The 21,736-nt window shown below is 40.4% G+C and carries 21 protein-coding genes and 1 tRNA gene; 12 read left to right on the top strand and 10 right to left on the bottom strand.

Going from position 1 to position 21,736, the window contains the following annotated elements; translation table 11 throughout:
- Window positions 1–191 precede the first annotated feature (191 nt).
- From T7867_RS01770 to T7867_RS01760, 3 genes are all read right to left on the bottom strand, one after another.
- A complete protein-coding gene (locus T7867_RS01770) occupies window positions 192–743 on the bottom strand; it encodes a transposase (RefSeq protein WP_322299782.1) in 552 nt (183 codons plus the stop codon).
- A 238-nt stretch (window positions 744–981) separates the two neighbouring features.
- Window positions 982–2,121 carry a methionine aminotransferase gene (locus T7867_RS01765; RefSeq protein ID WP_322299781.1) on the bottom strand — a complete coding sequence of 380 codons (1,140 nt, stop codon included), beginning with the start codon at window positions 2,119–2,121 and terminating at the stop codon, window positions 982–984.
- A 38-nt stretch (window positions 2,122–2,159) separates the two neighbouring features.
- On the bottom strand, window positions 2,160–4,001 hold the full coding sequence (locus T7867_RS01760; protein ID WP_322299780.1) for a sugar-binding protein: 1,842 nt from the start codon (window positions 3,999–4,001) through the stop codon (window positions 2,160–2,162).
- A gap of 133 nt (window positions 4,002–4,134) precedes the next feature.
- On the opposite strand from T7867_RS01760, the gene T7867_RS01755 reads away from it, so the two are divergent.
- From T7867_RS01755 to T7867_RS01730, 6 genes are all read left to right on the top strand, one after another.
- Window positions 4,135–4,854 (top strand): hypothetical protein, encoded by a 720-nt coding sequence (locus T7867_RS01755; protein ID WP_322299779.1) that lies wholly within the window; start codon window positions 4,135–4,137, stop codon window positions 4,852–4,854.
- A 41-nt stretch (window positions 4,855–4,895) separates the two neighbouring features.
- Window positions 4,896–6,365, top strand: a complete 1,470-nt coding sequence (locus T7867_RS01750; RefSeq protein ID WP_068219195.1) for a cryptochrome/deoxyribodipyrimidine photo-lyase family protein — start codon at window positions 4,896–4,898, stop codon at window positions 6,363–6,365.
- 36 nt (window positions 6,366–6,401) lie between these two features.
- On the top strand, window positions 6,402–6,578 hold the full coding sequence (locus tag T7867_RS01745; protein ID WP_084375625.1) for a DUF2256 domain-containing protein: 177 nt from the start codon (window positions 6,402–6,404) through the stop codon (window positions 6,576–6,578).
- 77 nt (window positions 6,579–6,655) lie between these two features.
- On the top strand, window positions 6,656–8,185 hold the full coding sequence (locus T7867_RS01740) for a cryptochrome/photolyase family protein (RefSeq protein ID WP_068219198.1): 1,530 nt from the start codon (window positions 6,656–6,658) through the stop codon (window positions 8,183–8,185).
- The gene (locus T7867_RS01735; protein WP_084375626.1) at window positions 8,182–9,453 is read left to right on the top strand and encodes a DASH family cryptochrome; all 1,272 of its coding nucleotides are present in this window, start codon (window positions 8,182–8,184) and stop codon (window positions 9,451–9,453) included. The genes T7867_RS01740 and T7867_RS01735 overlap by 4 nt, the downstream gene beginning before the upstream one ends.
- Window positions 9,454–9,477: 24 nt before the next feature.
- The gene (locus tag T7867_RS01730; RefSeq protein WP_068219204.1) at window positions 9,478–10,254 is read left to right on the top strand and encodes an amidohydrolase; all 777 of its coding nucleotides are present in this window, start codon (window positions 9,478–9,480) and stop codon (window positions 10,252–10,254) included.
- On the opposite strand, the gene T7867_RS01725 is transcribed toward T7867_RS01730, so the two are convergent.
- The gene (locus T7867_RS01725) at window positions 10,244–10,633 is read right to left on the bottom strand and encodes a hypothetical protein (RefSeq protein ID WP_273515584.1); all 390 of its coding nucleotides are present in this window, start codon (window positions 10,631–10,633) and stop codon (window positions 10,244–10,246) included. The two genes, T7867_RS01730 and T7867_RS01725, sit on opposite strands and share 11 nt — an antisense overlap.
- Window positions 10,630–12,786: a T9SS type A sorting domain-containing protein gene (locus tag T7867_RS01720; RefSeq protein WP_322299778.1), complete on the bottom strand. Its 2,157-nt coding sequence runs from the start codon at window positions 12,784–12,786 to the stop codon at window positions 10,630–10,632. The genes T7867_RS01725 and T7867_RS01720 overlap by 4 nt, the downstream gene beginning before the upstream one ends.
- Window positions 12,787–12,880: 94 nt before the next feature.
- Here T7867_RS01720 and T7867_RS01715 point away from each other — a divergent pair, with 94 nt between their 5' ends.
- The gene (locus T7867_RS01715; protein ID WP_322299777.1) at window positions 12,881–14,161 is read left to right on the top strand and encodes a UDP-N-acetylmuramoyl-tripeptide--D-alanyl-D-alanine ligase; all 1,281 of its coding nucleotides are present in this window, start codon (window positions 12,881–12,883) and stop codon (window positions 14,159–14,161) included.
- Window positions 14,162–14,261: 100 nt separating this feature from the next.
- Here the strand turns inward: T7867_RS01715 and T7867_RS01710 are convergent, their stop codons facing one another.
- The 4 genes from T7867_RS01710 to T7867_RS01695 are packed head-to-tail and all read right to left on the bottom strand — an operon-like array spanning window position 14,262 to window position 19,406.
- Window positions 14,262–15,206 carry a FecR family protein gene (locus T7867_RS01710; RefSeq protein WP_322299776.1) on the bottom strand — a complete coding sequence of 315 codons (945 nt, stop codon included), beginning with the start codon at window positions 15,204–15,206 and terminating at the stop codon, window positions 14,262–14,264.
- A gap of 53 nt (window positions 15,207–15,259) precedes the next feature.
- A complete protein-coding gene (locus tag T7867_RS01705) occupies window positions 15,260–18,001 on the bottom strand; it encodes a carboxypeptidase-like regulatory domain-containing protein (RefSeq protein WP_322299775.1) in 2,742 nt (913 codons plus the stop codon).
- The gene (locus T7867_RS01700; protein ID WP_322299774.1) at window positions 18,001–18,900 is read right to left on the bottom strand and encodes a FecR family protein; all 900 of its coding nucleotides are present in this window, start codon (window positions 18,898–18,900) and stop codon (window positions 18,001–18,003) included. Before T7867_RS01700 ends, T7867_RS01705 begins: the two co-directional genes overlap by 1 nt.
- A gap of 14 nt (window positions 18,901–18,914) precedes the next feature.
- Window positions 18,915–19,406 carry an RNA polymerase sigma-70 factor gene (locus T7867_RS01695; RefSeq protein WP_322299773.1) on the bottom strand — a complete coding sequence of 164 codons (492 nt, stop codon included), beginning with the start codon at window positions 19,404–19,406 and terminating at the stop codon, window positions 18,915–18,917.
- A gap of 187 nt (window positions 19,407–19,593) precedes the next feature.
- On the opposite strand from T7867_RS01695, the gene T7867_RS01690 reads away from it, so the two are divergent.
- The 5 genes from T7867_RS01690 (at window position 19,594) to T7867_RS19650 (ending at window position 21,277) form a co-directional block, all read left to right on the top strand.
- Window positions 19,594–19,668: transfer RNA gene (locus T7867_RS01690), tRNA-Val, on the top strand.
- Window positions 19,669–19,754: 86 nt separating this feature from the next.
- Entirely contained in the window at window positions 19,755–20,039 is a 285-nt protein-coding gene (locus T7867_RS19655) for a GIY-YIG nuclease family protein (protein WP_068219230.1), read from the top strand.
- 127 nt (window positions 20,040–20,166) lie between these two features.
- Window positions 20,167–20,451 carry a GIY-YIG nuclease family protein gene (locus T7867_RS01685; protein ID WP_322299772.1) on the top strand — a complete coding sequence of 95 codons (285 nt, stop codon included), beginning with the start codon at window positions 20,167–20,169 and terminating at the stop codon, window positions 20,449–20,451.
- A gap of 127 nt (window positions 20,452–20,578) precedes the next feature.
- Window positions 20,579–20,863 (top strand): GIY-YIG nuclease family protein, encoded by a 285-nt coding sequence (locus T7867_RS01680; protein WP_322299771.1) that lies wholly within the window; start codon window positions 20,579–20,581, stop codon window positions 20,861–20,863.
- 129 nt (window positions 20,864–20,992) lie between these two features.
- Window positions 20,993–21,277, top strand: coding sequence for a GIY-YIG nuclease family protein (locus T7867_RS19650; RefSeq protein ID WP_407691166.1), 285 nt, complete (start codon window positions 20,993–20,995; stop codon window positions 21,275–21,277).
- Between the two features lie 123 nt (window positions 21,278–21,400).
- Here T7867_RS19650 and T7867_RS01675 read toward each other — a convergent pair whose 3' ends face one another.
- Entirely contained in the window at window positions 21,401–21,703 is a 303-nt protein-coding gene (locus tag T7867_RS01675; RefSeq protein ID WP_068219238.1) for a hypothetical protein, read from the bottom strand.
- Between the last annotated feature and the right edge of the window lie 33 nt (window positions 21,704–21,736).

The following is a 21,736-nucleotide window of genomic DNA, read 5'->3' as shown; positions in this document are numbered from 1 at the left end:
TTGATCACGTCTGTCATTTCATGGTTACTTGATGGGCTTCTGCCTATTCCTCAGAGTCCCTTTCTAGCGTTGACTTGTGGTCTTTATCTTATTCACCTTGATGTAAAACAAAGCTAGGTTTGATAGCGCAATCAATTTCTCAACAGCCTGATCACCCTTAGAGTCTCTCGCAGAGGACTCTGAGGAAGAAATTAGATAAAGTCTTTATAGTCTTTTAAAAAATCATGGGTTTCTTCTCTAAAATAGAAGCCGACACTAGAGTGAGGATATTTTGTGTAGTCTAAAACCAACGATTCTGGGTTCCTATGTATGTAATCTAGTTTCGTTTCAACCATTTTTCTATTAAAGCAAATTTTGCCATCGAATGAAGGCTTAAAGACCTGATGCAGCTTGCCTTTATTCCGCTCTTTTGAAGTGACCCCTTCGGATAGTTGTTCAAGAAGTCTATGGTTCTTGGTTAGTTTTAACTGCTTTATTACTTCATAGGCAAGAAATCTTTTACCATTACCTACTAAAGAGTTAAGGCTTTTCGTGCAAGAGTCATCAACGAATAAGATGCAGTGAAAATGATTTGGCATGATTACATAAGCTAGCAATGAGGTTTCATTGTCAGCTAGATATTTGAACCATTTGTTGAAATAGCTATATAGGTCGGTAATCTGAAATAATGGTAGCCATCTGTAGCAGGTGAAGGTAATAAAGAAAACTTCATTCTTTAATTCAATTTGTTTGTGCGTGGCCATTAAATGAATTTACATAAAATTCATCAGAGTCCCATTTAGGAGACTCTGATGGGGAAGTGCTAGCGTTGACTTGTGGTGTTTGTCTTATTCATCTTGATGTGAAACAAAGCTAGGTTTGATAGCGCAATCAATTCCTGATCACCCTTAGAGTCTCTCTCAGAGGACTCCGAGGACGAGTAAGAGGCAGACTAAATAGGTTTAGTCTATCGTTTTGACTGTGCGCTTAATTCTAGGTGATCTACAACTCTTTCAACTTATCTGCAGCGGCTTTGAGGGTCTCTTCATTTTTGGCGAAGCAAAACCTAAGTACCTTGTTGTCTTGCCCATCTTGATAGAATACAGAGGTTGGAATAGCGGCAACTCCAATTTCTTTAGTCAACCATTCTGCCATTTCTACATCTGGCTTGTCAGTTATAGCTGAATAATCCATCAACTGAAAGTAAGTACCGCTAGACTTTACAGGTTTGAACCTTGAGCCTTCCATAGCTTTCAAGAAAAAGTCTCTTTTCTCCTGATACATCGCTGCAATAGACTCGTAATTCTCCGGTGTTTTTAGGTAGTCGGCAATAGCATATTGGCTGGGTGCATGAATAGTGAAGGTGTTATACTGATGAATCTTCAGTATTTCTTTCATAAGAAAATCTGGTGCCACTAAATAGCCCATTCTCCAGCCAGTGGCGTGAAATGTCTTTCCGAATGAAAAGGTCGCTACAGCTCTTTTTCTTAGCTCTTCTGATGTTAAAATAGAATTGTGCTCTTTGCCATCGAAGACGATGTGTTCATATACTTCATCGGAAAGCACCAGTATTTCAGTGTCTTTAGTCAACCTTTCCAGTTCCTTTAAATCATCCTTAGAAATGGTCGCTCCGCTCGGGTTGTGCGGAGAGTTGATGATGATCATTCTGGTTTTATCTGAGATCGCCTGTTCAACAGCTGGCCAATCAATGCTGTAGTCATTTGGCTTTAAATTCACCCCCACAGCTTTAGCTCCTTGCAAGTCAATAATGGCTTCATAAGCATCATAAGCAGGGTTCATAATAATCACTTCATCACCGCTATGTACAAATGCACTAATGGTGTTGAATATTGCCTCAATGGCTCCACAGGTTACTAGAACATTTTCAACTTTTGGTAACCAACCATGACTTCTTTCAATTTTCTCTGCAATGGCTTCTCTCAGGCTTATAACACCAGCCATAGAAGGATATTGATTCTGGCCTTGCTTCATGTAATGGCAAACCTTTTCAATAAGTTCTGGGGCAACATCAAAATCAGGAAAGCCCTGAGAGAGGTTAATGGCTCCGTATTCTTGAGCCATTTTCGACATTTTAGTAAATATGGTAATCCCTACATTGGGTAGCTTCGATTCAATTTGCATGTTGGGAAGTTATGAAGCTCCAATGAGCTGTCAAAACCTTAGTCCTTCAAGACAATGCCGCTACCAATATAATTCTCGTTAGAGTTCCATAATGGCTTCCATGAAATGGTTGTTTCATGCATAAAGTCCATATCATAATCAGTTTGGAAAAGGTTCAGTCTAATTGATTTCCAATCAGTAATCTGCTTTTCTTTTAGATAGTTGAGGGGAATCGCCATTTCTACATTGTAACCTAGGTCTGTCTTTTTAGACACCACTTGAGTTCCTTCAGGTAGAGCTGCTCTTCGGTATAGTCTAGTGTTTGCAGAGTTATCTGAATTTGGGGATGTACTTAAAGTGAGCGTCTCGCGGCCACCAGTACCCATGGCTGAAATATTCAAAGCCCGTGCATCAAGCGTTACGTGAAAACCATCTTGTCTTAAAGGGTTTCCATTATCTTCTACATTAAGATTGTTATCAGTCACCTGTGCAGCTACATAGAGGAAGTCTTTATCATAAGCTAAGTCGAAAGTAAATGATCCATCTTTTACACCTTGATGAGAAAATGGGTCTGTTTTTAGGACCGCCTGTTCCGCTACTTGGTTTTTCAGACTTGACCAGTCTTCTAAATTGCCGTCTATTTGAATTTTTTTGGAAGTCTTTGCCAGTTTTAAAATTGCTTCTGGGCGAATGGCATGACTAAATTCAGCCTTTACCTCTGGGTAGTTGCTTGAGCTATAAATTACTTCTGAGCTCATGATTAAATTCTTGAAGTTATTAAGGTTGAAGTCGCTGGCTTTTAAATCAATTGTTACTTGTTCTACCGAATTAGGATTGACCTCATAAGTCTGCTCAGCAACAGCAGGTAAAAGTTTTGTGTTGTATTTGAAAGATAGCTTGACCGTCATAGGATAATCGCTGTCATTTGTGATTTTCAAAGCAATTTGCCCTTCGTTGAAGGTCTTTGACTGAACCAAAATTGGTTCTACAGATATAGGGTTACGATTAATTAAAGGAGTGAAAGCCGCTTTGAAATCGTCTGTTATCATATCTTCCGACCAAATGCCTTCCAGTTGTAAGTTGGCCATTATTGGGCCTTCATCGGTCATTGTAATCCAAACCACATGGTCAAACTCTCCAAATTGAGGGCCTCTAAGTGAGCTTCCTCCACCAGTGGTTGCCAGAATATAGTATTTTCCGTTATTCCTTTCATACTGGACATAACTGTGTCTGTGACCAGCATAAACAGTGTGTTTTCTATTAACAAGCAGTTTTTCAACATCAGGCCATCTGAGTGTTTCGGCTTGCTGAGCCCAAAGCGGCTGATGCAAAAAGAACATGGTCCATTTAACGTCTTTGTTTTCCTCTAAGGTTTTCGCGATCCATTCGTACTGCTCGTCATCAATAGTTCCTCTGCTAGAACCTCTATAGTTGTCTTCAGAATTTAGACACATGAAGAGTACGTCTTGGTAAACGAATGAATAATAGGTTTTTCCATACATTTCTAACCATTTATCTTCCATTACCTTGTTAGTGATGTCGTGATTCCCCGGCACATAGAAGAATGGCATTTGCAGTTGGTCAATAAAACCATTGAATTCAGCCCACTCTCTATCTAAGGTTTCTTCATTGGTGGTGTAACCTTCAATAAGGTCGCCAACAGACATTACAAACTCTGGCTGAAGCAGATTTAGTTTTTTGACTCCATCTAAGAATACACCGGGTCTGTGCCCTCCAGTTCTGTCTGTAACTATTGCAAACTGGAAGTTTCCAGGTTTATTGTTAAGGTCTAAGCTTGTATAAGGCTTTGGCCCATCGAATGACTCAATTTTAACACTTGGTCTTTGTGCTAGAACTGAGAGGGAAATTAGAGTGAAGAGGAGGATGAAGTGGTTTTTCATGGTTAAGGTCGATTGAGCGTTCAAGGTAGTGTTGTAAAATGATGTCAATTCGACCTGTTCGTTATGTTTAGATTACGAATGAGAAAGTCATTTATCTCTAAAATTATTAGCTTGAACCTACTTTGATTGCCTCATGAAGTTTAAGCCAAATTTTAAGTTCAATTGGAAATATGCCCTTGGTGAAATTGTGCTCATTTTCATAGGTATCAGTTTGGCCATGGGTTTTGATAATTGGAGTCAGAATAAAAGAGAAAGGGAACAGTTGGAAGGGTACTTGGAGACCATTAGGAAGAACGTTGTGAGCGATACGGCAAGTATTGCAGAAACTGATAGTCGTTACAAGAGCTTTCATGAAATAGCCTTGAATCACCTGAATATGGCCATTCACGATGAATATTCTGAAGAAACTCTTCTAGGGTCGTTACAGGTTTTGGCCGAACAATATGTTGTGATAGACCAATCGGGGTTTGAAGCCTTAAAGAGTTCAGGCTTTATAAAAGACTTGCAAGGTACTACCTTAGAAGATGCACTTTTTGCCTATTACACCTCTTATTCAAAAGCACTATTGGAAGAAAACAGCCTCAATAATTTCATAGAAAATATGGAGGCTGAACTTTATAATTCATCGAGTAAAGAGGTGACACATGTCCTTAAATGGACTTCGGCCAAACAATTAGGCCTAGAGTTAGAAGAAGAAGCTCAAATGAATTCCGCATTGAAATGGTTTTTCTCAGAACCTCACCTTTTAGGAATTATTCAACGCTATGCCGATGAAGATAGCCCACGTTACGAGTTAATGCTCTCCAATGCTAAGGAATTGATTAGCCAAATAGATTTAGAGTTGAAAAACTGATTAAGCCCTAAACAATTTCCTTCAACCTGCTTTATAAATTTATGCCAAAGCAGGAAGTTTCCATTGTCTGGTTTAAGCGAGATCTTCGACTCACAGATCACTTGCCTCTGAGAAGAGCGATTGAGTCTGGAGATAAGTTGCTTCTGCTTTACTGTTTCGACCCAGAACTGATTGCAGACCCACATTATGATGTGCGACATTGGCGATTTATTTGGGAATCTATTGAGGATATGAATGAAATTCTCAAGCCTTTAGGTCATCAGGTTGAGGTGTTTTACACTGGTTTTCGAAAATCGTTAACCTACTTCTCTGATATCTATCATCTAAAGTCTATATACTCTCACCAAGAAAGCGGACTTAAGGTTACTTATGATCTAGATAAATGGGTGAAGAAATTCTGCGGTCAGAATGGAGTGCAATGGAATGAGTATTTGCATAATGGTGTGTTACGCGGGGCTAAAAACCGGAAAGATTGGCTGAAGGAGTTTCATGGTTACATGAAGTCTGCTTTGGATCGACCAGATTTAGAAAAACTCCAAACAATTGAACTCGCTGAGTCTGTAAGGCAGAAGTTCGGCAAGCCGGTTCCTAAAGAGTTTCAATCGTACAATCCCAACTTCCAAAAAGGGGGAGCTTCAATTGGTAAGAAGTATATGAAAAGCTTCTTGACCGATAGAGTGCAGCATTATTCTAAGTCAATCTCAAAACCCGAAGAAAGCAGAAAAGGCTGCAGCCGCTTATCTCCTTATATAGCTTGGGGGAATTTGAGTCTCAGAGAAGTCTATCAGGCCAGATTAACTGCTAAAGATCAATTTGGCTTCAAAAGGCAGTTGGCCAACTTTGGTTCTAGACTTCAGTGGCATGCGCACTTTGTGCAAAAGTTCGAAATGGAAGACCGTTACGAGTTTGAGAACATCAACCGGGGATATGATTTCTTAGAGAAGGAAGAAAAACCAGAACTGATTCAAGCTTGGAAAGATGGTAAAACTGGAGTGCCATTGGTAGATGCTTGTATGAGGTGTTTGAAGGAAACGGGCTATATTAATTTCAGAATGAGAGCCATGCTTGTAAGTTTTCTAACGCACCATTTATGGCAACACTGGAAAGAAGGAGCCCAGTACTTGGCTTCACAGTTTTTAGATTTTGTGCCGGGTATTCACTATCCACAGTTTCAGATGCAAGCTGGGATGACCGGCATAAATACCATCAGAATCTACAATCCCATCAAGCAAAGCCAAGATCATGATCCTGAAGGAAAGTTTATCAAGAAATGGGTGCCAGAGCTATCAGATGTGCCTTCTGAGTACATTCATGTGCCTTGGCTGATGCCTCCCTTGGAGGCTCGTATGCTGAACATAAACCCCGAAGATCTTAAGCCAGTGGTAGATGTTAAAGCCGCGGCTGAAAGAGCTAGAAAAGCACTGTGGTCACATCGCAATCACACTGAAGTGAGAAAAGAAAACTACCGCATCCTGAAAAAGCATACCATTCCGGGGAGGCGAATGCAGTAGCCAAAACCTTTCCATATACACGGGGTTATTTGCCTAATGAAAAAAGGACAGTTACCAACCAAGATTTGCCCCGTTTGCAATCGCCCATTTGAGTGGCGCAAGAAATGGAGAAACTGCTGGCAAGAAGTGGTTTACTGTTCAGAAAAATGTAGAAGAAATAAAACCCCTTCGGTTCATGACGACCTTGCTAATAGAAATGGTGGGCTTTCCTGAAAGCTGGTAGAATTAAGGTTGGGTAGTGCTCCCATTGATAAGGGGAGCTGTCCAGAGGACTGAGGGGTAAGGGGTCTATGAAAAAACTAAGACTAATTCTAGGAGATCAGCTGAATCACCAACATTCTTGGTATCAAGAAAAAGAGGGAAATACGCTTTATGTAATGATGGAGATGGGGCAGGAGCTGACCTACACCATACATCATGTTCAGAAGGTTATCGCATTCTTTCTAGCCATGCGAGCCTTTGCTGAGCATTTGGAAAAGCAAGGACATCAAGTGCTCTATCTAAAGCTAGATGATGAAAGGAATCAGCAGTCCTTGACAGATAACCTCTCTTGGATAATAGAGGAGCATAAAATTGAAAAGTTCGAATACCAGATGCCTGATGAATACAGGCTAGATAAGCAACTTCAGGGGTATTGCGGAGCAATTGAAGCAGACTTCGAAGTCTTCGATACAGAGCATTTCATGACTTCTCGAACTGATCTTGCTGACTTTTTTAAAGGTAAAAAGCAGTTGCTCATGGAGTCATTCTACAGAAACATGCGCAAAAAGTATAAGGTGCTAATGGACGAAGGCGAGCCTGTTGGAGGTAAATGGAATTATGACCACGACAATAGGAACAAAATGCCAGAAGATACCTATGTACCTGAACCAAAGTCATTTCAAAGAGATGTAACAGACTTGGTTGAGCTGTTAGAGGAAAGAGGTGTTAAAACAATAGGAAATGTAGATTCTAAAGATTTTCTGTGGCCCGTAACAAGGGAAGAAGGGTTAAAACTCTTCGATTTCTTTCTGAATGATTGTATGCCATTCTTTGGCAAGTATCAAGATGCCATGACCACCAAAGGTTGGTCTTTATTCCACTCGAGAATATCTTTCTTACTGAATTCGAAAATCCTTTCTCCAGAAGAGATTATTCGAAAATCTGAAGAATACGGGCGGAATAATGAGGATGTTCCGCTTTCAGCAATCGAGGGCTTTATTAGGCAAATACTAGGTTGGCGAGAGTATATGCGAGGCATCTATTGGAAATATATGCCGGACTATGCCAAAGAAAACTTCTTCAACCATAAGAGAAAACTACCAGACTGGTTTTGGACAGGTGAAACCAAAATGAAGTGCCTTTCTCACACCATCGGACAATCTCTAGATTATGCTTATGCACACCATATTCAGCGATTGATGGTAACGGGGAATTTTGCGCTGTTGGCGGGCATAGATCCCGATGAGGTAGATCAATGGTATCTAGGTATTTACATAGATGCAATTGAGTGGGTGGAAATTACCAATACTAGAGGAATGAGCCAGTTTGCTGATGGAGGTATAGTGGCTACTAAGCCCTACGTTTCTTCTGCCAATTACATGCATAAAATGAGTCATTACTGTGGTTCATGTCATTACAAGTACAAGGAGAAATTAGGTGAGAAGGCCTGTCCGTTCAACAGTCTATACTGGGATTTTCTCGATAGAAACAGAGAGAAGCTCGAGAAGAATCATCGAATGGGCATGATTTACCGAGTTTGGGATAAAAATTCTACTGAAAAGAAAAACCAAATCATTGAACAAGCGGCTAAGTACCTGAATAAGATGGAGGAAATATGAGCAGGGCGATTTACTGGTTTCGGAACGATTTGAGGTTGGAGGATAATGAAGTCTTAAACAAGGCTGTTGAGGAGAATCCAGAGATTTTGCCCGTTTATGTTTTTGATGAGAGCCTATTGAGGGGAGAGCAGTGGGGTATTGAAAGAATGGGCTCTCATCGTCTTAAATTTCTCTTGGAATCGCTGGCGGATCTTAAGGCTCATTTACAACAACTAGGCTCAGACTTATTGATTAAAGTTGGAGATACAGTTACTGTACTTAACGATATCAGGAAAAACTATAATTGCGATGTGCTTTATGCTCAAAAGGCTTCTGCTTATGATGAAGTACAGTTGGAGAAAAAGCTCTCAGCAACCATAAACACTAAGTTCATTTGGGGTGAAACGCTCTATCACCTGAACGATTTGCCTTATCATTTAGATGAACTTCCAGATATATTCATGCAGTTCAGAAAGTCGGTTGAGAAAAAGGTCGATGTAAGAAAAATACTAGAAGCACCTTTGCAAATTCATTCGCCCCAAGGTTTCGATTCTGAAGTGCCTTCTATGGAAGACTTAGGCTTTGAGCCCGTTGAAGAAGATGATAGGTCAGTTATTCAGTTTCGTGGAGGAGCTAAAGCAGCCAATGATAGGTTGAATTATTATTTATGGGATAAGGAGTTGCTAGGTAACTATAAGCAAACGCGTAATGGCCTTATGGGAGGTGATTACAGCAGCAAGTTCTCTCCTTGGTTGGCTCATGGTTGTACTTCACCACGACAAATCTATTGGCAAGTAAAGAAATTCGAGAAGTACGTAAAGAAAAACAGCTCAACCTATTGGTTGGTTTTCGAACTGGTTTGGCGAGATTATTTCCACTTTGTGGCCAAGAAATACGGCAATCAGATTTATCAGAGAAAAGGAATTTTGGGTGAAGATAAAATCGACTGGGGATCTGATAAACTCTTTCACTTATGGCGAGATGGTAAAACAGGTGAACCTTTTGTTGATGCCAATATGCGGGAAATGAATGCTACGGGATTTATGAGTAACAGAGGAAGGCAAAATGTAGCCTCATACCTAATGCACCAAATGAAGATTGATTGGAGGCTAGGAGCTGCTTATTTCGAGAAAATGCTGATAGACTACGACCCATGTTCAAACTACGGTAATTGGATTTACATTGCCGGAGTTGGAAACGACCCAAGAGAAGGTAGAGAGTTCAACATTGAACGTCAAAAAGAGATGTACGATCCCAAAGGAGAGTACCAGGAGTTGTGGGCAGATTAAGCCTAATTCTTTCTACATTTGGCTATGCAAAACCTTCGTGTAGCTCTTATCCAATCTGATATTCATTGGCATGAAATAGGTGCGAACCTAGCCATGTTTGAAGAGAAAATCTGGCAAATACAGAATGATGTGGACCTTATTCTACTTCCAGAGATGTTCCAGACAGGCTTTACTATGGAGCATAAGGGGTTAGCCGAGCCCATGAACTTCAACACTTTTAAGTGGATGAAGCAAATGTCTGCGCAAAAGAATGCAGCTATTTGCGGTTCTTACATCGTCAAGGAGGAGGGCAAGGTGTTCAATAGGCTCTTGTGGATGCAACCCGATGGACAGTTTAAGACCTATGATAAGCGTCACCTTTTCCGAATGGCCAATGAGCACAAGCATTTCGATATGGGTGCAGAAAAGCTCATAGTAGAGTGGAGGGGCTGGAAAATCTGCCCAATGGTTTGCTATGATCTAAGGTTTCCTGTGTGGTCTAGAAATGTAGACTTAGCCTATGATCTGTTGGTTTATGTGGCGAATTGGCCAGCTGTTAGAGTAAATGCTTGGGATACTTTACTGGAAGCAAGAGCTATTGAGAATGTGAGTTATTCTATTGGTCTCAATCGTGTAGGGAAAGATGGAGTTGGCATTGGATATAATGGTCATTCAGCGGCTTACAGTCCAAAAGGAGAGCAGTTGGCGTTTTCTGAAAAGGAAGAGATTATTTACGTAGAACTTTCTGCTGAAAGCCTTCAGTCGTTCCGTAAGAAGTTTCCTGCTCACCTAGATGCAGATGAGTTTGAAATCAAGAGTTGATAGATTTAGTTAAGACGGCTTTCAACTGTGCGGTAGATTGAAAGTTGTGCACCGGTTGTTTCAACAGCTGTAAGACTTTCTGCAGTTGTTGGTTTTTCCCATCCACAAAGAATAGCTGGTTTGCTTTGCTCTTTCTTAAGGCTTCTATCGCTTTAGAAAGAGTGCCTAGACCTTCTGATTCAACTACATCGAAAAAGCATATGACTTGTTCTGATTCAGCTATCATTTTAGCGATCTCCTGAACTAAAAATGGCTCCGATTTACTGTCGGCTTCCACAAAGTTAAACGCTGCATCAATTTCACTTAATACGTCTTTCTCGGTAAAGCTAAAAGCGATTCGCTCTATCGGTTTTATCTGAAAGTAACAGAAGAGAATCATCGCTGAATCAGTATTCTTTTTGTCAAACTCTTTCCGTTATTCGCTCTTACTCTAATAAGGTAAATGCCAGCAGGTAGCGAGCCAAATTGCAAGTTGAGCACTGTGGATTGTTGAATAGGAATGGCTTCTTGAATAAGCCTTCCATTTAAACTTATGATGTCTACAAGCCCAGAAATATTAGTCAGTATTTGCGTTTGGTTGTCGGTTGGGTTTGGAGAAATAGAAACTCTCAAATCTGTTTCAGATGAGTTGTCATCTTGTATGTTCCTTAGAAATAATAATCCTCCCTTAGAACTGCCTACTACTAATGAGGGGCTACCGTCACCAAAAAGGTCTACCGCTGCCAAGTAGCTAGCTCGTCCCAGTCTAGTGTTGGTAAGGGTTTCATTATTTAAAAGTAAGTCTTGATTGGTGTCTGACTTTCTAAAATTTTCATCTGCTTGGTCGCTGTGCAGAGTAAGCATTCCACGACTATCTACGGTTATCACTTGTGGCTTTGCATCGGAAGAGAATCTCCCTATGGCAATTGAAAGGTTCTGTCTGCTAAAGTCATTTTCAAAACTACCAAAATCGGTTTGCTCATCGGAGAAAGTGAAGCTTCCTCGATTATAATATGCAGACATGCTTCCGAATTGTTGGCCTATGATGAAGTCATCAAGACCATCACCATTCAAGTCGAATAGAGTAGGGTTACTGGCTTCACTCACGTTTAGTTCTAGGTCTATTGGAGAACCAAAGTTTCCGGAGTTGTCTCTTGGAAGAACAAAAACTCTTGCATCCAAAGGGCCAACACGTGCTTGCAAGATTAGGTCTGTATTGCCGTCTCCATCTAAGTCGGAAAAAAGAGCTTTAAGTTGGCTGAACCCAAGGCTAGAGAGGCTCTGAAAGTCATTAGTTATAAGTTCGAAACTTGGGTTGAAGCGGTTGCCTGTGTTTTCATAGTGCCAAATAGTTCCTATAAATTCACCGTTGATTTGAGTCCCTGAGTTGCTGATGAACATATCCAAATCTCCATCGCTATCTATGTCGAAAAAAGTAGGAAAGGCATTCTCTCCAACATCAATCATCTCGTTTTGTAAAAAGGCTGAAGATGTGTTGAAATCAGGGTTCTCATTAGAGCCTAAATTGATGAATGAATTGACGTTTTTCTGAAAGTCTACCAAGTTGCCAACGTTGTTGTCAAGGTTGCTAGAAACAACGAGGTCCTTCAGTCCATCAAAATTGATATCTTCCAAGAAGGCAGCGGGAAAAAACTGAAGACTCACAGGGTCGTCTGGGGGGTAAGTCTCAAAGGCTGTCATTAGCGCTTGGTTAGCGCTTCCTTCATTCCTGAAAAAGTATAAATTCTCGCAGAGTTCATCGGAAGCAATGATGTCTATGTCCCCGTCATTGTCGGCATCAAATGGGGTAATCGTTTTTCCTCCAGCATGCAAAATCACCTGTTGGTCTGAAGGTTCGCTTACTAAATTGCTGAATCCACCTACAGTGCCACAAGGCTGTCCAAACGAAAAATCGTTACATCCACAATCATAAAAATCGCCCCAAGTTCTAGTGACTCGCGTGAAGGTCAAGTTCCCACAGTTGCCAGTGTTTTCATAATAATCAATTGAACCTGCGCTCCCGAATCGGTAGGTGAGAATATCCAGTGCACCGTCTCCATTAACATCCGCAATACCCGGAATGTCCGTTGGTGCCACCTGAATATTCGACCCAGAGTCCCATGTCAGAAATTCGCTGGCCAATTCCCACGAAACACCGTTGGCAGTACTCGTGTTTCTATACACCTTAATCCCCAAAGCCGTGCTAGTAAAAAGGTCCTTTTGTCCATCGCAATCATAGTCTTTCAGAATCATCCAATTCACTACATCTTCAGGAAAAAGGTTTTGGTAATTAGGGCTAAAAATCCACTGGTTATTTATGTTTAAGTAAGTAGAAAGGCTTCTTGAGATACGGTGAAAAATTACTAGGTCTAAAATTCCATCACCATTTAGGTCCATTGTCTGAAACTGAGCCGAGTTCAACCCTCCTTCAAAAGCCCTGTTCATTATCTCATTGTTTTCTGAAACAGAAATACTCTGATCGAACTTAAATTGAACCTGAGCTTGTATGCTCAGAGCAAAAGAAAGTAGAAAGGCAGTTAGTGAGTACCTCATTGAAAGTTTTCAGCTGGCTAAGTTAAGTTCAACTGGTTAGAATAACGTAATTTCTGGTCGATTGATATTAACTTCGGGCTTATAACTATTTCGAATGATTGAACAGCTGTATCAAACCTTTTTAAAGAGCACTGGTGTTTCTACCGATACTCGTACTATTCAAGATGGAAATATCTGGTTCGCTTTAAAAGGGCCTAATTTCAATGCGAATAAATTTGCTCAACAAGCATTAGAATCTGGGGCCATGGCCGTAGTTGTAGACGACCCTGAATTTGCCAATAATGATCAATGCATTTTGGTTGAAGATGGTCTTGTGACATTACAGAAGTTGGCTAATCATCACCGAAGACAATTCAAAGTTCCGGTTTTGGGTATTACTGGAAGCAACGGAAAAACCACCACAAAAGAACTGGTTAGAGATGTGTTGGCTAAGAAGTTCAATGTTCTAGCTACAAAGGGTAATCTTAATAATCATATTGGAGTGCCTTTAACACTGCTTAGGTTAAATAGTGATATTGAGTTTGCTATTATTGAAATGGGGGCGAATCATCAGAAGGAGATAGCTGCACTTAGTAGCATAGCTGAGCCAGAGTTTGGACTGATTACCAATATTGGTAAGGCTCATTTAGAGGGCTTTGGAGGTCTTGAAGGTGTATTTAAGGGTAAGACAGAGCTTTATGAGTTTATCTCGGCTAGAAAAGGAAAACTATTTGTGAACAGCCGAAATGAAAGATTGCTAAAAAAGGCGCAAGCACTAGTAGACGAGGTTTACACCTATCCAGAAGAAGGAGACTATTTTCATGCTAAGTTGGTATCTAACAAGCCCAATGTTAAACTCAAATCTGATTCAGGCAAGTTGACAAGTACCAATCTTGGGGGTGAGTATAACTTTGAGAATATGTGTGCAGCCTTGTGTATTGGAAGATATTTTGGTGTGGAGGAAGATGATGCACTAGAAGCTATAGCTGCTTATCAGTCAGACAATAACAGATCACAATTACTAAAAAGAGACTCCAATACCATCTTTTTAGATGCTTATAATGCCAACCCAACATCTATGAGTCTATCACTACAAAATTTTGCTAGTGAAGAGGGGTGTAAGGTGGCGATTTTAGGAGATATGTTTGAGCTAGGCGATGAGGCGCAACAAGAACATTATGCCATTGGAGGGCTCAGTACTACACTTTCAATAGACTTGGTAATATTTTGTGGTAAGCTGATGGAAGCTGCACATAGGGCCAACCCAGATTCATTGTACTTTGAGTCTAAGTCTGATTTAGCGTCATTTTTGATTGCTAATAAGCGAACAGAGACATCTTATTTGGTGAAAGGTTCTAGGGGTATGAGTTTAGAGAGCTTAGTAGAATTGCTTTAAAATAGAGAGAGGGACGGCACCACCCATCCCTCAACCTCAACCTAAGAATTGGTGACATGTACTGCTTAACCATTTAAACAATAGTCACCTTTTTTTAATGTCATTTAACCTTGAAGACGGCTGTGTTCTCCTCTTCATTAACTTCAAAGCCTCTACCTTTTTGAACTGCTATAGTTTGAGCTGCGTCTTTCAAACTCGAAAAAGTGGTTGTTATCGGGCTAGTCAATTCGCTTGAAGAGAAGTCATGTTCAATTTCAACCTTGTATAATCTTTTTACTTCATTGAGAACTTGCTCAAGAGGAATGCTCTCGTAATCATACTGGCCATTTCTCCAACTATCAATTCTGTCTACCCTGGTTTCTAGTATTTCAGAAATTGAACCATTTACTACATTGACGGCCATTCCTGCGGTAAGATATTGTTCGTTGCTCTCGTCTTGAGTAGCAACTCTCACTTTTCCCGTTTTACATGCTACTTGTAATAAGTTAGCTCTAGAGCGAACATTAAAACTAGTGCCTAGTACCTGTACCAAGCCATTAGTGGTTTCTACAGTAAAGCTGCTGCCCCGTTTCACTTCGAAAAAAGCTTCTCCGGTCAAAATGACTTTGCGAGCCGTGGCCCAGCCCTTCTCAGGAAATGAAACAGAACTTTCAGCATTTAAGTAAACTGCAGAGCCATCTGGTAGCTCAACAGTGCGCACTTCCGCAAGGGAAGTTTCTATAGTGATTTGATTGGTATTCTGTTTTAGAATGAAAAAAGCACCGATTGCTAAGATGAAAGAGGCCGCTATTCCGATTACCCAATTTCTTCGCGAAATGGATATTACTTTAGGTGAATAGGTTTTTGAAATTCTACTTTCAAGCTTGCTCCAAGCCTCTGCTTTAGATATTCCATCTGGAATATTGAGCTGCTTGGCTTTCGAAACGAATTTGTCCAATGACTCGAATTGGAGATCATTTTTAGCCTTTTCTTTGGCTTCTTGACTAGAGATTTTACCCTCAAGCCAATCTTGTTCCCAATCCGTTAGGTGCTCTTTTCCGGTCATTGCGCTCTTAATACCCTGAGCGTCAAGAAGACCCTACTATTATTGGATAAAATTTAGAAGTTTAGATTCAGAAAAATAGATGGGGTTCTGTCTAGCAATATAATATTACGGAAGAGGTCTTCTGGTAGCTGAGCGTTCGATCCATCACTAATAGCACGCTCTATCTCATCTCTTTTTAGCCTTTTGCTGTGAATGTTCATTCGGTTATACAAGTTGAGTATAGATAGGCCAATCTCACCTTTCATATACTCGTTACCAAATTTCAAGGCAACAGAAATATCCATTCGGTGATAGGCTGGTAGTCTCTCTACGGTTTTTAACGTGTTTACTACCTCGTAGTCAATGACCTGATTTTGGTTGTCTCTTATAAAGTTTATTGTGGGGCTATAAAATGGTTTACCACTGCCATATACCCATGTAGCAGATAGATTCCAGTTTGGTAGTTCTAAGATGTTTACCAATTTGAGTTCATTGCGCTGATCTTCTCTCGCAGCAAAAGACTCATTGTTGTTTATTTCTTCAAACCTGTTTTGAGCTCTACTATGTGTGTAAGAAATCCACCCTTGGTAGTTGCTCCAGCGCTTTTGAAGGAGCACGTCTATGCCTTCAATTTCGCTCGTTCCTTGTGTTATGTTAATCGAAGGCACTTGTTGCTGTTCGGCAGTATTATACAAGTGAGAGATGTTGTATTCAGTGAGGCCAGAAACGTTCTTTTTATAGTACTCAACATCAAAGGTCAGGTCATTCTTCTGATATTGAAAACCGGCTATGTAGTGATCCGACTCCATTACCGGAAGGCTGCTTCTTCCGTTCGGATCATTTTTATCGTATGCTAAGTTCCAACCGTTTTCACTATTAGAATAGGGGTCGTCATACACCTCTTCTCGCATAAATTGAAAATACTTTCCCGTGGTGGCTTTCAGTTCAAGCGAAGGGCTGAGTTGGTAAATAAGTGCCAATCGCTGACCAAAATAGCTGTTGTCACTAACGTTAGTAGTGTTGAATCTCCCGCCTATTTTTAGCTGAAGCTTTTTGCTCAACGAAATATTATCAGAGAAATATGCCGAAAGAATATTGCCCTTAGCACTTGGGTCTCTATTATCGGGAGTTGCTCCAGAAAGGTCTCTAATATTGTTTTGACTGAATACATTGATATTAGAAAATGTTAGGCCAACATTTAAGTTGTGTCTGCTGCCTAAGCTTACTTCGTTTCTGAAGTTTAACTGAAAGTCTTCAACGGAGTTGTTTCTCTCTAATTCATAAAGCCCCGTGATGTCACCAGTGTCGGTTCTACGTTCATTATTGTAGAAATAATCGAAGAAATGGTGAGAGTATGCGGCCTGGAGGCTAGAATAATAGTTTCTGTTCCAGTTTCTGGACCATATAAAGCCTACTCCTGTATTACCCCAGTCAGCTTTTTCTTTGTAGCTATCTATTTGATCGATTGTCGATGGATCGTTAGGGTCTTGAAAACTGACTATATCAAAATCAGTGTCGAGGTCGTCATTTCCCTTATAAAGGCTCAAGCTCATTACATCTCGTGTAGAGACTTTGTAAGAAGCCTTTAGGTTTACATCGTAGAAATGAAAGTCAGGCCGTATAAAATCAGATTCATTCTGACCATTGTTGAAGGCCTGTTGGTTAACCTGATTCGATTTATTACGATAGTTAGAATATAGGTTTTCAAAAAGATTACTTCGGATGATGTCAGTATAAGCTCGTCTTCCGCTTATATGAATTGCTCCTCTGCCACTTGCAAATGGAAGATTAGCACTGAGTCTAGCACTTAATAAGTTAATACCGAAAGAATAATGGGGTTCATTAAAGTTTCCTGTGGTACCTGTAATGTCTACAACTCCTGATACTCTTCCTCCATATTTAGCATCGTAGCCCCCTTTGTAGACTTGAATATCTCTTACGGCATCCGCATTAATAGCACTAAACACTCCAAAGAAATGGTCTAGTCGGTAAATGGTGAACCCATCAAAGAGTACAAGGTTGTGTGCCGAAGGGCTGTTTCTGATGGTAAGTGCCGAAGAGGTTTCATCTGCACCACCTATTCCGGGTAAGTACTGCAAAGACCGGAAAATGTCTAATTCCCCTAAGCTAGGAAGGGCTGATAAGTTTTTCGGGTCGATGGTGATTTGAGATATTTCATCTCCATACTTTACAGTGGTGAACTTGTTTTCAACCACGGTGAAATCAGAAAGGTCTATCGCACTTTCTTGCATCAAAATTTTCATAGTTTGTTTAGAACCACCCGGCTGTAGTTTAACCTCCTCTTTTTTGTAGCCTAAATAATTGACCACAATAGTGCTGGTGTCTGATGGTACCTGAGGGAGGGAAAAGTATCCGTCTTTGTTGGTGATTACGCCTTTGCTGAGTCCACTTACACTTACTAACGCATTAGGAAGGCTTTCTCCTGTGTTGGCATCTTGTACTAGGCCGAATACAGTAATATCAAAGAGGCTCGGTGTGTTTAGGTCTAGGTCTACATTCTTGGGGATTAGAATTATTTTATCATTCAGTAATTGATAGTCAATGCCCTTATTGGCCAGAATTTTATTCAGAAAGTCGGTTACTGGTCTATTAGAGAAGTCGCCACTTACTGTAGTTCCAGTAATTAAGGCATCATCATAAGCAATTTTCAGGTCGTATTTATTCTTGAGAATACGCAGTACTTTGGCTAATGAAGCATTGTCGAAACTTTCTGAAATAACAATGGAATTGATGTCTTGAGCCAAACTGATTTGGCTGAAAATCAACAAGCATATAAACCACTTGACTAACCGCACTACTCAACTATTACTTGATTGCCTTCGGTTTGAATAGATAACCCCATTGGTACGAAAACAAGCTGTAAGGCTTCTTTCATATTGGTTTTACTAAAAAAACCAGAGTAAAAGCGTTGGCCTATTTCCGACTTTACTTCAATCTCTATCTCGAATTGTCTTTCTAGCTCTTCTATCACGTTGTTCAATGGTTCGCTGTTAAAATAGAAGTTACCCTCTCTCCAGGTAGCAGTTTGGTTTAGGTTGAACTCACTGACAGCTAACTCTCCTTCTATAAGTTGAGCTTCTTCTTCTTTCTCGATAATTACACTGTTGCCTCTCGATTCTACCTGAACCTTACCTGTAAATACGGAAACCTTCAGTTGGTTAGATCTACTATAGACATTAAAAGAGGTGCCCAACACAGTAATGTGCGAGTGATTACCCAAGACCTTGAAGGCTTCTCCGTGCTCAACATCAAAGAATGCCTCTCCCGAAAGAGTAACCCATCTGCTTTTCTCAAAATCTTTCTCTTTGAAAGAGAGTGTGCTTCCTGCGTTTAGGGTCACAGTTGAATTATCGGGCAGTACAATAGTGGCGAGCTCGCCATCTGAAGCTGTATAGGTTGTTAGCTTTTCTCCTTTATTGAGGTAGCCAAAGACCGCTACTAGGGCTATGATAGCTGCAGCTACTAACCAGAGCCATGGAGTTTTTTTAGTACCGTTCGGTTGTAGGACTCTGAGATTATCTGATGGCTTTGACTCTATTTTGGCGATTAGATCACTCCATGCTTCCTCTTTACTCTTGCCAAAATCAGGAACTTTTAATCTATCAGTGAATTCAATGACTTCCTCCACCTGAAGTTTCTCTTCAGTAGATAACTCTGTATCGAGCCAGTCTTGTATGAGTTGGTCTTTTTTCACTGTTCTAAAATAGCTTAAATTTTATACTTAATGTGCTCTCTAATATGGCCTAAAGCTCCATGCATTCTTTTTTCTACTGCTTTAACACTCAGCTCTAGCCGGTCAGCAATTTCCTTATATGTCATTTCTTCAATGCGATTCATCAAGAATACCTCTCTTTGTTTTTCTGGCATGGCCGAAATAACCCTTTCAAGTTCAGCTTTGAACTCTTTCTCTTCTAAGGCAAAATCAGGTGATTGCTCTTCTTGGTGCTTATTCTGTTTCTCAGCAAATGTCAACACTACCTTGTCATGTCTGATTTTATTAAGCAACATGTTATTAGCAATGGTATAAAGATAGCTTTTGACGGTTTCTTGCTGTACATCGTCTCGCTTATCCCATAGCTTCATGAAAACATCTTGGGTAATGTCTTCCGCTAAATCACCGTCACCAGACTTGTAGTACAAGAAGTTCTTGATTGGGGAGTAGTACTGATCAAAAATGCTCTTAAATTCAGAAAGAGTCATGCAAGGTTAAAGCTTTGGCTAAAGATAAAGAAAAATAGATTTTTTGGGAATTCTCTAGGCTTGAGAGCGATGATGAAAAATTTATTAAAATATTTTCGCCTACCTGTTTGCATTAATGAAAACTGGGGTTACCTTTGCACTCCCATTACGACAAAAGCAGCTAAAAACTGCGAAAAAGTCAGGAAATGGGCGCTTAGCTCAGTTGGTTCAGAGCACCTCGTTTACACCGAGGGGGTCGGGGGTTCGAATCCCTCAGCGCCCACACTAGAAAGCCAGTTCGGAAGATCTGGCTTTTTTTATGCTCTATAATTTGGTGTTTGTTTCCCTAGGCATAACTTCATTCTTGTTATGCACACGCTTTATATTCTTTATTCAAAGGGCCTCGATCGATACTATGTCGGTGAAACTGAGGATTTCGATGTTAGATTAGAACAACATAATACAGGTTATTTCAAAACCTCATCAACATCAAATGCCAGTGATTGGGAAGAATATTTAACTGCAGTTTGTCAAGATGGGTCTCATGCTAGGAGGGTTGAAATGTTTATCAAGAGGCAGAAGAGCCGCGTTTTTATAGAGTCTTTGAGGGGTGATAGTCAAAAGCTAAGCTCAATTATTGAGAGGTTTATGTAGGTCGGTGGTTCGCCCCGAAGCCTCGGGGCCCTCAGCGCCCACACAGAAAAGCCAGTTCGGAAGATCTGGCTTTTTTTATGCCCTATGGTTTGGTGTTTGTTTCCCTAGACATAACTTCATTCTTGTTATGCACACGCTTTATATTCTTTATTCAAAGGGGCTCGATAAATTCTATGTTGGTGAAACTGAGGATTTCAATGTTAGATTAGAACAACATAATACAGGGTATTTCAAAAACTCATCAACATCAAATACCAGTGATTGGGAAGAATATTTAACTGCATTTTGTCAAGATAGGTCTCATGCTAGGAGGGTTGAAATGTTCATCAAGAGGCAGAAGAGCCGCGTTTTTATAGAGTCTTTGAGGGGTGATAGTCAAAAGCTAGGTTCGATTATTGAGAGGTTTATGTAGGTCGGTGGTTCGCCCCGAAGCCTCGGGGTCCTCAGCGCCCACACGGAAAAGCCAGTTCGAAAGATCTGGCTTTTTTTATGCCCTATGGTTTGGTATTTGTTTCCCTAGGCATAACTTCATTCTTGTTATGCACACGCTTTATATTCTTTATTCAAAGGGCCTCGATCGATACTATGTCGGTGAAACTGAGGATTTCAATGTTAGATTAGAACAACATAATACAGGGTATTTCAAAAACTCATCAACATCAAATGCCAGTGATTGGGAAGAATATTTAACTGCATTTTGTCAAGATAGGTCTCATGCTAGGAGGGTTGAAATGTTCATCAAGAGGCAGAAGAGCCGCGTTTTTATAGAGTCTTTGAGGGGTGATAGTCAAAAACTAAGCTCAATTATTGAGAGGTTTATGTAGGTCGGTGGTTCGCCCCGAAGCCTCGGGGCCCTCAGCGCCCACACAAAAAAAAGCCAGTTCGAAAGATCTGGCTTTTTTTATGCTCTATAATTTGGTGTTTGTTTCCCTAGGCATAACTTCATTCTTGTTATGCACACGCTTTATATTCTTTATTCAAAGGGCCTCGATCGATACTATGTCGGTGAAACTGAGGATTTCAATGTTAGATTAGAACAACATAATGCAGGTTATTTCAAAAAATCATCAACATCAAATGCCAGTGATTGGGAAGAATATTTAACTGCATTTTGCCAAGATAGGTCTCATGCTAGGAGGGTTGAAATGTTCATCAAGAGGCAGAAGAGCCGCGTTTTTATAGAGTCTTTGAGGGGTGATAGTCAAAAACTAAGCTCAATTATTGAGAGGTTTATGTAGGTCGGTGGTTCGCCCCGGGATTCTCTTTAGTTTAGAGCCGAAAAATATGGGTGTCAAAAAGCCCTTCCATAGAAAGGGCTTCCAATATAAATCTATCACACTGAACTCAGGAAGCTCAGTTAATTACTCCTCAGGAATTTGATTGAGTACAGTTTGGTGTTCTTCCGAGTTTACATCTCCAGAAATAACTAAGGTCCCTTTTAAGCCGCCTTTAGATTCTAGCGAATAAAGTGTCGATTCGTCTCCAGGATTGGTCATCCCGTCAAACCTATATTTCTTGATAATCTTAAGGTCGGTAGGCTTAAACTTTTGCTTAGACGCCAAAGCATTTACTCCATCTTCCGTTAATTCAAATTGTTCTTTATATCCTCTCTCATTTAATGTAGCCATTACCTGAGATAGTGTTTCTTCATTTGTTTTCATCATATTTATGAAACGGAGCAGTTCGCTGAATGTTTA

The organism is Roseivirga spongicola, from assembly GCF_034376045.1.
Taxonomy (GTDB): Bacteria; Bacteroidota; Bacteroidia; order Cytophagales; family Cyclobacteriaceae; genus Roseivirga; species Roseivirga spongicola.
Note: the sequence above shows the minus strand (reverse complement) of the source record. Positions and strands in the feature narration are given on the sequence as shown.

Bases quoted from the DNA above. Each gene is read 5' to 3' on its own strand.
- T7867_RS01770 (WP_322299782.1), bottom strand. From the start codon at position 743: ATGGCCACGCACAAACAAATTGAATTAAAGAATGAAGTTTTCTTTATT.
- T7867_RS01765 (WP_322299781.1), bottom strand. From the start codon at position 2,121: ATGCAAATTGAATCGAAGCTACCCAATGTAGGGATTACCATATTTACT.
- T7867_RS01760 (WP_322299780.1), bottom strand. From the start codon at position 4,001: ATGAAAAACCACTTCATCCTCCTCTTCACTCTAATTTCCCTCTCAGTT.
- T7867_RS01755 (WP_322299779.1), top strand. From the start codon at position 4,135: ATGAAGTTTAAGCCAAATTTTAAGTTCAATTGGAAATATGCCCTTGGT.
- T7867_RS01750 (WP_068219195.1), top strand. From the start codon at position 4,896: ATGCCAAAGCAGGAAGTTTCCATTGTCTGGTTTAAGCGAGATCTTCGA.
- T7867_RS01745 (WP_084375625.1), top strand. From the start codon at position 6,402: ATGAAAAAAGGACAGTTACCAACCAAGATTTGCCCCGTTTGCAATCGC.
- T7867_RS01740 (WP_068219198.1), top strand. From the start codon at position 6,656: ATGAAAAAACTAAGACTAATTCTAGGAGATCAGCTGAATCACCAACAT.
- T7867_RS01735 (WP_084375626.1), top strand. From the start codon at position 8,182: ATGAGCAGGGCGATTTACTGGTTTCGGAACGATTTGAGGTTGGAGGAT.
- T7867_RS01730 (WP_068219204.1), top strand. From the start codon at position 9,478: ATGCAAAACCTTCGTGTAGCTCTTATCCAATCTGATATTCATTGGCAT.
- T7867_RS01725 (WP_273515584.1), bottom strand. From the start codon at position 10,633: ATGATTCTCTTCTGTTACTTTCAGATAAAACCGATAGAGCGAATCGCT.
- T7867_RS01720 (WP_322299778.1), bottom strand. From the start codon at position 12,786: ATGAGGTACTCACTAACTGCCTTTCTACTTTCTTTTGCTCTGAGCATA.
- T7867_RS01715 (WP_322299777.1), top strand. From the start codon at position 12,881: ATGATTGAACAGCTGTATCAAACCTTTTTAAAGAGCACTGGTGTTTCT.
- T7867_RS01710 (WP_322299776.1), bottom strand. From the start codon at position 15,206: ATGACCGGAAAAGAGCACCTAACGGATTGGGAACAAGATTGGCTTGAG.
- T7867_RS01695 (WP_322299773.1), bottom strand. From the start codon at position 19,406: ATGACTCTTTCTGAATTTAAGAGCATTTTTGATCAGTACTACTCCCCA.
- T7867_RS19655 (WP_068219230.1), top strand. From the start codon at position 19,755: ATGCACACGCTTTATATTCTTTATTCAAAGGGCCTCGATCGATACTAT.
- T7867_RS01685 (WP_322299772.1), top strand. From the start codon at position 20,167: ATGCACACGCTTTATATTCTTTATTCAAAGGGGCTCGATAAATTCTAT.
- T7867_RS01680 (WP_322299771.1), top strand. From the start codon at position 20,579: ATGCACACGCTTTATATTCTTTATTCAAAGGGCCTCGATCGATACTAT.
- T7867_RS19650 (WP_407691166.1), top strand. From the start codon at position 20,993: ATGCACACGCTTTATATTCTTTATTCAAAGGGCCTCGATCGATACTAT.
- T7867_RS01675 (WP_068219238.1), bottom strand. From the start codon at position 21,703: ATGATGAAAACAAATGAAGAAACACTATCTCAGGTAATGGCTACATTA.